The sequence below is a fragment of the Thioalkalivibrio sp. AKL17 genome (genome assembly GCF_000377885.1).
GTDB classification, from domain to species: Bacteria; Pseudomonadota; Gammaproteobacteria; order Ectothiorhodospirales; family Ectothiorhodospiraceae; genus Thioalkalivibrio; species Thioalkalivibrio halophilus.
Map to the genome: position 1 here is coordinate 44,214 of NZ_KB898765.1, position 12,728 is coordinate 56,941.

Here is a 12,728-nt window from a genome sequence, read left to right on the forward strand (position 1 = left end):
CCACCGAGAGGCAACATTCCCGCCGCCGGGTCACCGCCGCCGAGCGATCTCCGGGGCAGGGAACACGGGAGGCGCGTCATGAACCATCGCTACACCCGCTACACCGCCATCACGGTCGCCGGTGCGGCCGCACTGGGCCTGTTCATCACCGGGGCGGGCTCCGCCGTCGCCGACACCGAGCGCTCGGCGACCCCACTGGAGACGGTCGGTACGCCCGCCAAGGCACGCGACGATGAAGGCGACCGGCGCAGGATCCCGGACGAGTCCTGCCCGGCCTGACGGAATCCCGCAACCCCGCGGCCGGGCTCAGGCGCAGTCGGTCGACTCTCCCCGGGGCGGCTTCGGGGACGGTTTGTCTCCGACTTCGCTCGCGAATGCGAAGAGGCCGCGCCCGCAATCCTTGGCGCGATACATGGCCTGGTCGGCCTGGTGGATCAGGCCGTCACAGTCGTGGCCATCATCCGGATACATGGCGATGCCCACGCTGGACCCGATGTGGATCTCGTGATCGCGCACGTAAAACGGAGCCTGCAGTGCGTCGATGACCTTCTGGGCCACGATTCCCGCATCGGCCTCGCGCCGGATGTCCCGCACCAGCACGATGAACTCGTCCCCGCCCAGCCGGGCCACCAGATCGCTCTCGCGCACGGTCTCGCGCAGGCGTGCGGCCACGGCCTGCAGGATCTCGTCCCCCACCGCGTGGCCCAGAGCGTCGTTGACGGGCTTGAAATGGTCAAGATCCACGAACAGTACGGACACGACATCGCCATGACGCCGCGCCTGCCCCAGCGCCAGATCGAGATGCTGATGGAAGGCGGTGCGGTTCGGCAGGTCGGTCAGCGGATCGGCGTGCGCCAGATGGTCCAGGCGCTGCTGGGCCTCCTTCCAGCGGGTGATGTCCTCGAAGGTCACGATGAAATGGGTCGGCTGCCCCATCTCGCCGCGAACCGCGATCACCGTGGTCCAGGTGTAGCAGGGCCCGCCGTCGCGCCGCCGCTTGACCAGCTCGCCCTCCCAGCGGCCGGCGCTGCGCACCGCGGCTTCGATGGTTTCCAGCAGGGCCGGGTCCTGATGCTCGGAATCCAGCAGTTCGCCCATCGGCCGTCCGTGCACCTCGCCGGGCTGGTACCCGGTGATGGACATGAAGGCGGGGTTCACCTTCAGCACACGCTGCCCCGCATCGGTGATCAGCAGCCCCTCGGAGGCGTTCTCGAATACCTGGGCCGCCAGGCGCAGCTCGTCTTCCATGGCCTTGCGCTCGGTGACATCGCGCAGGATCGCCAGGCTGGCGTCATCCCCGTCCCAGCTCAGGGCGGTCACGTGCATCTCGGCGACGCGCGGGGCCTCGCCGGGAGGCAGCACGTCGATCTCGGTGCGTCCGGGAGCCGTCGGGAAACCGAACCCGGTGCCCCTAAGGGCCTGCAGGTCGCGCCCGAACAGTCGGCTGGCGGCCGGGTTGGCATAGCGCAGAACGCCCGCCGAGTCCACCACGATGATGGCATCGGCGGAGGCCTCGAGGATCGCCCGCAGGCCATCGCCCGACGGACCGGAGCCGGCGAAGTCGCCGCCCCCGTCGCCCGCCCACAGCACGGCGCCGGGCACTGCGGCCGGGGGCATCGAAAGGTCCGGATTCGGCATCATGTGTCCTCGTCTCCTTGCTGCACATGCACGGGATGCCCTTCGAGGATGCCCTCCACGCCGCTGAAGCGCTGGCCGATATGCATACCGCGATCGTCGATGTTAAAGCACCGGATCCCGGCATCATGGCCCGCGCCGCGCATCTTCAGCACGGCCAGACCGCGTTCGACCCGGCCGCGCATCTCGACATAGCGCAGGACGATGATGGAATCGGTCAGGGTGGAGATGTGCGCCTCGGTCACCGAGGCGCCGCCCATCAGCGACGGCGTAGAAGCGGTAAACAGTCCGGCGATCTGACGCTCCTTGATAAACGAGGTCAGGCTGATCACGAATTCGCGGAAACCGCGCGGGCTGGCCACCCGCTCCAGCGCGGTCAGGCTGTCCAGCGCGACCCGGTCCGGGCGGAAACGGTCGATTTCCTGCTTGATGCGGACCAGATGGTCTTCCAGCCCGGCGGCCTCGGGGTAATCGCAGCGGATTGCCAGGTTCCCGGCCCCCTCCGCCGGGGCATAGTCCACATTCCACCCGCGCGCATTGCGCATCAGCTGTTCGCGGCTTTCCTCGAAGGCGAACAGCATGCAGCGTTCGCCGGCCGCCAGCCCGCCCGCGGTGAACTCGGTGGCCATCAGGGTCTTGCCGGTGCCGGTGGCACCGGATACCAGCACGATCGAGTCGCGGTAAAAACCACCGCCGCACATCCGGTCCAGCTCATCGTTGCCGGAGGTCGTGCGCACGTCGGTGGAATGCTGGGTCAGCTCCATCGCCGACAGCGGGATGGCGATCAGCCCGCCCTCCGGCAGGATGGTGAACGGGTACTCGCCCTTCTGGTGTTGCGTACCGCGGAACTTGAGGATCTCCAGCGTCCGCCGACGGGTTTCGTTCTCCAGGATGTTGCGCAGGATCACCACGTTGTCGGCGACGAACTCCTCGACCCCGTGACGGGCAACGGGGCCGTATTCGGTCTCGCGTTCGGCGGTCATGACCGCCGTCACGCCCAGGGCCTTCAGCCGGGAGGCGATGCGGAACAGGTCACGGCGTACCTGGCGCGTATCCGGGAAGCGCGAAAACATCGCGCCCAGGGAGTCGATCGCCAGACGGCGGGCCCCGCTGCGCTCCACCGCATGCTCGATGCGCGCCACCAGGGCCCCGAGGTCGTAGCTGCCGGCCTCCACCGTCTCCTCGTCCGGATCCGGCGACACGTCCACGAAGGTCCAGCGCCCGTCGGCTTCCCAGTCCGCCATCGACCAGCCGAAGGCGCCGAAATTGCGCCGCAGGTCCGCGGGCGCCTCCTCGCAGGTCACGAACACGCCGGGTGTGTCGTCGCGCTGGATACCGGCAGCCAGGAACTGGCCGGCAAACACCGTCTTGGCACTGCCCGGCGTACCGGCAACCAGCGTGGTGCGCCCCTCGGGCAGACCGCCCCGGGCAATCGCGTCGAAACCCGGGATCCCGGTGGCCAGCTTGTCGATCCCCGGCAGTGCGTCCGCGCTCATTGCAGGGACTCCCGCTGCCCGGGTGACACCAGCTCCAGCCCGTGCAGCACTTCGTCGCGGTCGGAGAGATCGCCGATGATGCGGCGGATCGGGGGAGGCAGCTCACGGATCAGGGTGGGAGTGGCGACGATGCGCTCGTTCTCGCCGCGCTCGGGATTTTCGAGCACGTCGATCACCTCGATCCGATAGCGTCCCTGGAGTTCCTCTTCACAGATGGCCTGCAGATTGGCCAGTGCCCGTGCGGACCGGGCCGTCTGCCCCGTCACGTACAGGCGGAGCAGGTATTCCTGCGCCACGTATCCTCCCCGGACGGCGATTGCGCCCTTGTCTCGAGCTGGGAATTATCCGGAAGCCTCCGGCCATGCGTCAACGCAACCCGGTCCGGGCGGGGGAGTCTTCAGCGACGCGGCTCATCCACCCGGGCGCCCGCTCCCCATTCGCACCGCAGCCGCTCGCGATTGAGTGCCAGCCACTGCAGCGCGATCACCGGAGCCGCCGAGTCGATACGCCCGTCCCCGAGCAGCTGCATCGCCTCGTCGAAGGGCACGGTGAACACCCGGATGTCCTCGTCTTCGGCATCCAGTCCGTGCACGCCCCCGGCACCGAGGCTGTCCACCTCGCCGCAATAGATCCGCAGCGACTCGGAATTGCCGCCCGGGCTGACATAGACCTCCTGCACGAACTCGATGCGCGCCGGGTTCACCCCCGCCTCCTCGAAGGCCTCGCGCCGCACCACCGCTTCCGGCTCCTCGCCCGGTTCGATCACCCCGGCGACGAACTCCAGCAGCCAGGGTCCGGCCGGCTTCTCCAGCGCGCCGATGCGGAACTGCTCGATCAGCACCACACGGTCGGCCACCGGGTCGTAGGGCAGCAGCACCGCCGCATGTCCGCGTTCGAAGCGCTCGCGCGTCAGCGGCCGGCTCCAGCCACCGCCGAACAGCCGGTGGCGCACCGTATAGCGGGCCATGCGGAAGAAGCCCTCGAACAGCGACTCGCGCTCGAGGACCTCGACGTCTCCGGGCCCCAGGCCCGGGCGGCGGCCATCGCCGGCGCTCACGGGGCCTCGACCTCGTCGATGTCCTGACGCAGCAGCTCCAGGCGTTCCTGTACCGGCTCGGGGTATTCCGCCTGGCGACGCCCGCCGATGTGCTCGGCGAGGAAGCCCTCCAGCCCGGCGAAGAACGCCAGGCGGTTGGTCTCGTTGACGAAACCGTGGCCCTCGTCCAGCGCCAGCAGGTACTCCACCGGATGCCCGGCGTCGCGCAGCGCGACCACGATCTGGTCCGACTCGGCCTGCTTGACGCGCGGGTCGTTGGCCCCCTGGGCCACCAGCAGCGGCGACTCGATGCGGTCAACATGGAACAGCGGCGACTGCTCCTTCAGCCGCTCGCGGTCCTCCGGATCGTCCGGGTCACCCACACGACCGTGCATGCGCTTGATCCCCGCTTCCCAGTACGGCGGGATGGACTCCATCAGGGTGATCAGGCTGGACGGCCCCACCATCGACACCCCGGCGGCGTAGAGCTCCGGGGTCCAGGTCAGCCCGGCCAGGGTTGCGTAACCCCCGTAGGAGCCGCCGTAGATCGCCACCCGGTCCGGATCGGCGATGCCCTCGTCGATCAGATGTTTCACCCCGTCGGTCACGTCGTGCTGCATCACGCCGGTGCCCCACTCCTGGTTGCCGGCATTGAGAAACGCCTTGCCAAAGCCCGAAGAACCGCGGAAGTTCGGCTGCAGCACGGCGTAACCACGGTTGGCGAGGAACTGCACCTGTCCGCTGTAGCCCCAGGTATCGCGCACCCAGGGGCCGCCATGCGGCATCACCACCAGCGGCAGATCCTCGGCCCCGGCCCCGCGCGGCAGGGTCAGGTAGCCCGGGATCTCGGTCCCGTCGCGGGCTTCATAACGGATCGGCTCCATGTACGCCAGCACATTCTCGGGAAGATCCGGCCGGGTGCGATACAGGCGTTCCAGCTCGCGTTCACGCAGATCCGCCACCCAGGCACTGCCGGGATCCACATCGCGCTGCACGCCCACGGTCCACACGTCCTCGTCACGGGTCCGCGAGGTGAACGACAGCTCCGCGTCACCCAGCTCCGAACGCAGCCAGTCCAGCGCCTGCTCGAATTCTTCGTCGTGCGCGTAGATCCGCTGCCGGTCGCCGGTGTACAGCGTGGCCAGCAAGCGGTGGTCCTCGTCGGAAAACAGCGCGCGACCGAGATCCACCTCACCTTCCGGGTCGCGGTGCACCCGGGTCTCTTCGCCGGAATCCGGGTCGAACAGGACCAGCTCGCTCAGATCGCGATCCTCGCCCGCGTTGGTGCGCAGATAGAGCCTGGCGCCGTCCGCGTGGAAGCCGGCCAGCGAGCAGCTCTCGCCGAACTCGCAGGCGTAGACCTGCCGAAAATCATCCTCGCCATCCACGCGCAGGATTTCGCTCCCGCCATCACCGGTGGTGCGCGTCGCCTTGCGCAGCTCGCCCTCGTGGAAATGCCAGCCCTCGATCTCCGCGGTGTTTTCCGCCACGAGCTCACGCTCGCCCGAGGCGATGTCGACCCGGTAGACATCGTGCAGCCGGGGATCGCGGTCGTTCAGCCCCACGAACAGTTCGCCCGGGGCTTCGCGGGGCACGTGAAAGATGCGTGCACGCACACCGTCCCCGCCGGCCAGGTGACGGGATTCGGGGTATTCACCGGCTTCGGGGTCGGGTTCGGCCGGGGCCTGCAGCGCGCGGATCTCGAAGTCCTCGTCGCCGTCGGCATCGCGCGCATACAGAAGGTACTCGCCATCGCGCGACCAGAAAAAGCCCGAGATGGAACGCTCTTCGGTGGTGACCGGCTGAGCCTGCTCGACCGGCTCGCCCCGCGCCACCACATGGATGTTCATCGCCCCCCCGTACGGTCGCAGGAAGGCGACACGATCGCCGTCCGGGGAGATCCGCGCGGAGGCGTATTCCGGGTCGCGGAAGAATCGCTCCAGCTTCACCAGCGGCGGCGCCTCCTCGGTCCACGGCCCGACGCCCTCCTCGGCCGGCGCGGTCTCGATCTGCGCACCGGCCAGGGCCGGCAGCGTCAGCAGCAGCGCCCCCATGATCGCGGTTCGCGCCGGCACCCCGATTGCTCGGTCGCGCACGCCGCGCCGGTTCGTCCTGTCCAGCGTCTCCTGCATTACGTCCTCCCCAGTCGCTCTGAATACAGGATGACAGCATCGGCCGGTTCACGGTTCCGCCGCCGCCCCGGGAACTTCTTTCCCCGTCCCCCATCTACCGGAGAGATTCCGGCGACAGGCCAGCTTCCCGAAAGGAGCCGCATGCCGCACCCGCCGGGAATCCGCCCGAACAACGAATCACCCGATGCGACGCAATCGACATATGGACGCAGTCTGATTTGCATTCCATATAAGCATTAAACTACATTCGAAAACGCTTACATACCACCCAAACGGGAGACGTACCCCATGCGTACCATGAAGACCCTCGCTGCCGCCGCCGTCCTGACCTTTGCCGGCGCCAGCGCCGTTCAGGCCGACGAACCCTCGAAGATGTTCTCCAGCCTCACCTCCGGTGACAGCCACACCCAGTTCATGTCGATGGTGCTGAGCAACCAGGCCATGGGTCAGGGTCAGGAAGTGCGCGTGCTGCTGTGCGGCCCGGCCGCCAAGATGGCGACCAACGACTTTGACGGCCCGACCATGCAGCCCGCCGACCGCAACGCCCAGCAGCTGCTGATGAACCTGATCAACAACGGGGCGAAGGTCGAGACCTGCGCCATCTTCCTGCCGAATACCGACTACACCGAGGAAGACCTGATCGACGGCGTCACCCCGGCCGACCCGGAAGACGTGGGCGCCTACATGGCCGACCCCAACGTGCGCTACTTCTCCAACTAAGCCGCACGCTGCCCGGCCAATCCGGGCAGACGCCAGAGGGCCCTCCATCCGGAGGGCCCTTTTTTATGGGCGGGTCGGCTCAGCCGGCGTCGGGAGCGTGCGGTTCGATCTGCAGCAGGGTTCGCAGACGGGCTTCGTTGCGAACGATGTCGGCGAGGGTGTAGCGGTCGAGCACGGCGAGAAAGGCGTCGCGCGCCTCGTCGAGCAGGGGCTTGAGGCGGCAGGCCGGCGCGACCGGGCACCATGGCCGGGTGCAGTCGATCACGTCCAGCGTGGGCTCCATGTTGCGCACCACCTCGCCCAGGTTGATCTCCTCGGGCGCCACCGCCAGCCAGATCCCGCCGCCCTTGCCACGCCGGTTGGCCAGGTAACCGAGCCGCCCCAGGCGGTGGACGATCTTCACCATGTGGTTGCGCGGGACCTCGAAGCGCTCGCTGATCTCCGAGACCGTGGTGCGGCCACCCTCGGGCTGCACGGCCACGAACAGAAGCACGCGCAGCGCATAGTCCGTATGGCGGGTAAGCTGCATGGCACCGACCTCTTGCAGAAAGGCCGGCCCGCGCGCAACGCCGGGGCCGGCCCTTGTATTAGCTTCGACTAATTTATCATGCCCCGTACCCGGCGGCACGCGTCGAATACCGCGCCCGTCGCCTCCGGTGACATTACCCTCGTCGGGCAGCTCCAGCCGTACCGAGACATACGGCCCCGGCCGATGCCCGGGAACCGGCTCGCTGTCTTCCGGCACCAGCTCGAACGAGTGATCTCGCGACTCTCGCGTTCAAGCATGCGAACACTCCCCGGTCATTAAGACGAAGCCGCGGACCCTGATGAACCTGCAAACAGACTACCCTTTATTAATCAATCAAAAAACCGACGAAACGGTTTTATGATCTGCTTGACGCCAATCTACAATACACTGATGATGTATTTATTTTACATCTTCTAGAGACGCAGGATGCTTGCACGCAACCGTCTGTTCATCACCATCGCTCTCGTCTATGCCCTGCTCGGTGGCGGGGTGGCCGTCCTCTGGCTGCTGGCGCCGGGCACGATCACCGGCGATGCGGTGCGCCTGCATGCCCACCTGATGCTGCTGGGCTTCGTCACCATGATGATCTACGGGATCGGCCTCCATGCCCTGCCCCGCTTTTCGGGACGCAACCTGTTTTCCGAGCGCACCGCCGATGCCCAGTTCGTGCTGGCCAACGCCGGTCTGCCGGCGATGGCCGCCGGCTGGCTGGCCGGCAGCCGCGAGATCCTGCTCGCGGGGGGCCTGCTGACCTGGGCGGCCATGCTGCTGTTCACCCTCAACATCCTGCTCACGGTGCGCCGGCGCGGTCCCGGGGAGGCCTGATCATGAGCGAATATCGCGGCTGCGAGATCCCCGAGGATCTCTACTACGATCTGGATTACCTGTGGGCCCGCGAAGAGGCCGACGGCAGTTTTACCCTGGGGCTGACCGACCCGGCGCAGACCATGGCCGGGCGCCTGCAGTACACCACGTTCAAGCGCCCCGGCACCCACCGCAGGCGCGGCAAGACACTGGCACGGCTGGAATCCGGCAAATGGGCCGGCGGAGTGCCCGCACCGTTCGACGGCACCATCGAGGAGGTGAATGCCGCGGTGACCGCACAGCCCGACCTGGTGAACCGTGCACCCTACGACGAGGCCTGGCTGCTGCGCCTGCGCCCGGACGACCCGGAGACCGCGCGCGAGCACCTGTACACCGGGGAGCGGGCCCGCGAGTCGCTGGAACAGTGGATCGAACGTTACGGCGTCCAGTGCATGCGCTGCGCCGACTGATCCCGGAGGCACGCATGCGCGTACAGCTTCTGGTCTCTCAGTGGTGCCCCTCCTGCGATTCGGCCGAGGCCGTGTGGAGCCGGATCGCGGCCGAACGCGAGTTCGACTTCAGCGTGGTGGACATGGGCACGCCCGAAGGCCGCGAACTGGTCCAGCGGCTGCGCCTGAAGACCGTCCCCGCACTGGTCGTGGACGGCGAACTGCGCGGGGTCGGTGTGCAGAGTCCGGAGGAGGCGCGCGAAATCGTGGCCGGCACGCCCGAGCGCAGCGGCCACTCGACGCCGGTGGGCATCGCCCTGGCGCCGGCCAGCCGCGCCCATCTGCTGTCCGCGGTCGTATGGCTGGCGATCGCCGGGGGCCTGCTGGCCCTGCACGGCGGCCTGCTGCCAGCCGACGGGCCGTGGCCGGGTGCACTGCATGTCTTCCTGCTCGGGTTCGTGACCCCGTTCATCGCCGGACTGGCGGAACACATGATCCCGCGGTTCATGGAGCGGCCGGTGCGCGCGGGCCCGTGGTCCTGGACCCAGTGGGGCCTGCTCAACGCCGGGGCAGCCGTCACCGCCATCGGCGGCTGGCTCGTCGGCCCGGCACTGGCCGCCACCGGGATCGCCCTCGCCACGGCCGGGCTGGCGCTGCTGACCCTGCGCCTGTGGCCGGCCCTGTGGCCCGCGGCGGCGTCCGACCACTGACGGACCGCGCTGCCCGGGACGGGCGTTGCCCTGCCCGCGGACGGGACACTTCTCGGCAGACGCCGCGCCCTCTATCCTGTGCGCCCGTTTCCCGACGACCCACGGTCGCGGTGCCCCGATGTCCAGCACGGATCCCCTGCCTGATCAGAACCTTGCGCCCCCGCCGGAGCCGGCCTGGGTCCGGCGCCGGCCGGACCCGGACGTGGAGGCCGCGGCGCGCGCGGCCGGACTGACCCCGCTGCAGGCCCGCCTGATCGCCGCCCGGGTGAGCGAGACCGACCCGGATGTCCTGCGGGCCGGCTTTGTCGAACGCCCGCTGCGCGCCCTGACACCCCCCGACGCCCTGCCCGATCTGGATACGGCGGCGCGGCGCATCCTGCGGTCGCTGGAGGCCGGCGAGACCGTGGCCCTGGAAACTGACCACGACGTCGACGGGGTCACCAGTCACGCGCTTTTGTATCGCGGCCTGACCCGGGTACTGGGCCACCCGGAGGCGCGTCTGCAGTCCTGGATCGGCCACCGGCTGCGCGAGGGCTACGGCCTGTCCGACGCCCTGGCCGAGCGCATCCTCGCCGCCCGCCCCCGGCCCGATCTGGTGATCACCGCCGACAACGGCTCCGGCGACGAGGCGCGCATCGCCCGCCTGCGGGCCGCCGGCATCGACACCATCGTCACCGATCATCACGTAATCCCGGCGGACGGCGTGCCCGCCTCGGCACTGGCCTGCGTCAGTCCGGCGCGCAGCGACAGCCGCTATGGCGACCCCGCGATCGCCGGCTGCATGGTGGCCTGGCTGCTGCTGATGCGCGTCCACCGCCTGCGCCAGCAGGACACCGGACGTGAGGACCCCGCCGGACGCACGCTGCTGATCGACCTGCTGGCCGAAGTGGCCGCGGGCACCGTGGCCGACTGCGTGACGCTGGGCGACAGCCTCAACAACCGGGTGGTGGTCCATCAGGGCCTGCGGCGCATGAACGCCGACGACACCCGCCCCTGCTGGCGGGTCGCGGCGCGGCGGCTCACCGGCGGGGAGCGCCCGCTGGACGAATCCGACCTGGCCTTCGGCCTGGGGCCGCGCATCAACGCCCGCGGCCGCCTGGACGAGGCGATGGCCGGGGTCCGTTTTCTGCTGGCCGAGGATGAGGCGGAGGCCGAACACTGGTGGTCCCTGCTGGACGAAGAGAACCAAAACCGGCGCCGCATCGAGCGCGAGCTCACCGTGCGTGCCCGCGAGGAGGCCGCCCGGGCCGCCGCCCGCGGGGTCTCGGGTCTGTGCCTGTGGCTGCCCGACGGCCACCCGGGGGTACACGGCATCATCGCCTCGCGCATGGTCGAGGCCCGGGGGCTGCCGGTGCTCTGCGTGTCGCCGGTGTGGGAGTGCGACCGGCGGGTGACCGGCTCCGCGCGCGGGGTGCCCGGGTTCCATGTCGCCGATGCATTCGCGGCCATGGCCGCCGCCGAACCCGACCTGCTGGAGAAACACGGCGGCCACGCGCAGGCGGGCGGCCTGACGCTGGCCCGCGCCGACCGCGAACGCCTGGCCCATGCGTGGGAACGGGCCTGTGCCGACAGCCAGCGCGAGCACGGCTGGACACCCGGGCCGGTACTGGAGATCGATGGCGAGGGCCCGTCCCCGCGTGCCCTGGTGGCCGGGACCCTCGAGCAGATCGACGCCCTCGCCCCCTGGGGTCGCGGTTTCCCGCGCCCGGTGTTCGTCTGGGAAGGCGAGCTGCACGGCCTGCGCCGGATGGGCGACGGACGCCATCTGCGGCTGCGCCTGGAGACGGCCGATGGCGACCTGCAGGGGATCTGGTTCAATGCGCTGGAACCGGATGCACGGGATCCGTGGCCGCCGGGAACCCGGATACAGCTTGCGGGGTCTCCTGAATGGAACCATTACAACGGCACGTCAAGGCTGCAGGTCCGCATTCACGCGGCGCGGTCGGCGGCCGTGGGGAGAAAACCATGAACTTCGTTCGCCAGTCCCTCATCGTCACCATCGTCGGCGGCACCGCCCTGGCCCTGGCCGCCTGCACCCATCCACCCACCCGCGAACAGACTGGCGCGGTCATCGGCGGTGCTGCCGGGGGCGTCATCGGCAGCCAGATCGGCGGCGGCCGCGGGCAGATGGCCGCCACCATCGTCGGGACCCTGGCCGGTGCGGCCATTGGCGGTGCCATCGGCCGCTCCATGGACGAAGTCGACCGCATGCGCGTGCAGCAGACCCTGGAGACCGCCCCCGACCGCGAAACCCGGGAGTGGCGCAATCCCAACACCGGACAGCAGTACCGGGCGACGCCGAAACGTACCTATGAACGCGACGGCCGCCCGTGCCGCGAATACGAAGTCCTGGCAACCATCGACGGCGAAGCGGAGACCATCACCGGCACCGCCTGCCGCGATGTCTACGGCAACTGGGTCATGCAGTAGCCCGACGCGGCGCGGGCCGCGCGGTTTCACGCCCGGCTAACGGAATGGCCCATTGGTGTATTGTTCCACCGTGTGAATTCCCTCAAGGTCTGGCCAAGATGCTGAATCGGAGGGACCTTCACCCATGCATTCACCCATGCATCCGCCCGGGCACCCCGACCCCCTGCGCGCGGACCTGCCCGGGCCCGCACCGGGCGCCCCCCCCGGGACCCCGTCGCAGGTGACCGCGTCCGGCGACCTGCTCCGGATCGAGCAGGACGCCCCGCCGGACCTTCGTCTGACCCTCCGGCGCCGGCGCTGGTGGCAGCGCCTGCTGCGCCCGTTGCTGGGGCCGCTGGAACGCCCCCTGCCGGATTCACGGCTGACCCGGCGTGTGCGCATTAGCGCCGCCTCTGCAGCGGATCACGAGGCCCTCAGGACCAGCCCCAGCGCGCAGACCGCGCTGGTCGACCTGTTCCGCGCCGAACGCCACTGGCCGGTGGATATCGTGACCGTCGGCTTCGACAACGGCCGGGCACGGATCGACGGCCGGATTCTCGAACCCCTCGATGAAGAACGGTCGCGGCGGCTGCACGCGGAACTGCATGCTCATCTCGATGCGGCCTCGCATGCCCTGGCAATGACCTTCAAGGGTCGTGCGGGCCGGCCGGCGCAGCGTGCCGCGGGGGCCTCGCCCGTGGTCATGCTCGGCCTTCTCGCCCTGGGCCTGGCGGCCATCCTGGTGGTCGCCCTGCTCTGACGACGGTGGACGTCCCCACCGGGGCGCGGCACACTCCCGGCTTTCGCA

At 69.3% G+C, this 12,728-nt stretch carries 14 protein-coding genes; 8 read left to right on the forward strand and 6 right to left on the reverse strand.

Annotated elements, in window-relative coordinates; translation table 11 throughout:
* The first annotated feature begins 78 nt into the window (after positions 1-78).
* Positions 79-279 carry a hypothetical protein gene (locus D577_RS0103445; protein WP_018946181.1) on the forward strand — a complete coding sequence of 67 codons (201 nt, stop codon included), beginning with the start codon at positions 79-81 and terminating at the stop codon, positions 277-279.
* A gap of 27 nt (positions 280-306) precedes the next feature.
* Here the strand turns inward: D577_RS0103445 and D577_RS0103450 are convergent, their stop codons facing one another.
* The 5 genes from D577_RS0103450 to D577_RS0103470 form a co-directional block, all read right to left on the reverse strand.
* Complete coding sequence (locus D577_RS0103450; RefSeq protein WP_018946182.1) at positions 307-1,641, reverse strand: diguanylate cyclase domain-containing protein; 1,335 nt, start codon at positions 1,639-1,641, stop codon at positions 307-309.
* Complete coding sequence (kaiC, locus tag D577_RS0103455) at positions 1,638-3,131, reverse strand: circadian clock protein KaiC (RefSeq protein WP_018946183.1); 1,494 nt, start codon at positions 3,129-3,131, stop codon at positions 1,638-1,640. Before kaiC ends, D577_RS0103450 begins: the two co-directional genes overlap by 4 nt.
* Positions 3,128-3,427 carry a circadian clock KaiB family protein gene (locus D577_RS0103460; protein WP_018946184.1) on the reverse strand — a complete coding sequence of 100 codons (300 nt, stop codon included), beginning with the start codon at positions 3,425-3,427 and terminating at the stop codon, positions 3,128-3,130. The genes kaiC and D577_RS0103460 overlap by 4 nt, the downstream gene beginning before the upstream one ends.
* Positions 3,428-3,528: 101 nt before the next feature.
* Complete coding sequence (gene nudF, locus D577_RS0103465; RefSeq protein ID WP_018946185.1) at positions 3,529-4,188, reverse strand: ADP-ribose diphosphatase; 660 nt, start codon at positions 4,186-4,188, stop codon at positions 3,529-3,531.
* A complete protein-coding gene (locus D577_RS0103470) occupies positions 4,185-6,299 on the reverse strand; it encodes a S9 family peptidase (RefSeq protein ID WP_018946186.1) in 2,115 nt (704 codons plus the stop codon). The genes nudF and D577_RS0103470 overlap by 4 nt, the downstream gene beginning before the upstream one ends.
* 288 nt (positions 6,300-6,587) lie before the next feature.
* On the opposite strand from D577_RS0103470, the gene D577_RS0103475 reads away from it, so the two are divergent.
* Entirely contained in the window at positions 6,588-7,019 is a 432-nt protein-coding gene (locus D577_RS0103475) for a DsrE family protein (protein WP_018946187.1), read from the forward strand.
* Positions 7,020-7,098: 79 nt separating this feature from the next.
* Here D577_RS0103475 and D577_RS0103480 read toward each other — a convergent pair whose 3' ends face one another.
* Positions 7,099-7,548, reverse strand: coding sequence for an Rrf2 family transcriptional regulator (locus D577_RS0103480; protein ID WP_018946188.1), 450 nt, complete (start codon positions 7,546-7,548; stop codon positions 7,099-7,101).
* A 426-nt stretch (positions 7,549-7,974) separates the two neighbouring features.
* Between D577_RS0103480 and D577_RS0103485 the strand changes: the two genes are divergently transcribed.
* The 6 genes from D577_RS0103485 (at position 7,975) to D577_RS0103510 (ending at position 12,680) form a co-directional block, all read left to right on the forward strand.
* On the forward strand, positions 7,975-8,373 hold the full coding sequence (locus D577_RS0103485) for a hypothetical protein (protein ID WP_018946189.1): 399 nt from the start codon (positions 7,975-7,977) through the stop codon (positions 8,371-8,373).
* A gap of 2 nt (positions 8,374-8,375) precedes the next feature.
* Positions 8,376-8,822 carry a glycine cleavage system protein H gene (locus D577_RS0103490; RefSeq protein WP_018871202.1) on the forward strand — a complete coding sequence of 149 codons (447 nt, stop codon included), beginning with the start codon at positions 8,376-8,378 and terminating at the stop codon, positions 8,820-8,822.
* A gap of 14 nt (positions 8,823-8,836) precedes the next feature.
* Positions 8,837-9,511, forward strand: coding sequence for a thioredoxin family protein (locus D577_RS0103495; RefSeq protein ID WP_026288890.1), 675 nt, complete (start codon positions 8,837-8,839; stop codon positions 9,509-9,511).
* A gap of 118 nt (positions 9,512-9,629) precedes the next feature.
* Complete coding sequence (locus tag D577_RS0103500) at positions 9,630-11,480, forward strand: DHH family phosphoesterase (protein ID WP_018946191.1); 1,851 nt, start codon at positions 9,630-9,632, stop codon at positions 11,478-11,480.
* Positions 11,477-11,941: a glycine zipper 2TM domain-containing protein gene (locus tag D577_RS0103505; protein ID WP_018946192.1), complete on the forward strand. Its 465-nt coding sequence runs from the start codon at positions 11,477-11,479 to the stop codon at positions 11,939-11,941. Before D577_RS0103500 ends, D577_RS0103505 begins: the two co-directional genes overlap by 4 nt.
* Positions 11,942-12,065: 124 nt before the next feature.
* Positions 12,066-12,680, forward strand: coding sequence for a hypothetical protein (locus D577_RS0103510; protein WP_244263430.1), 615 nt, complete (start codon positions 12,066-12,068; stop codon positions 12,678-12,680).
* Positions 12,681-12,728 lie beyond the last annotated feature (48 nt).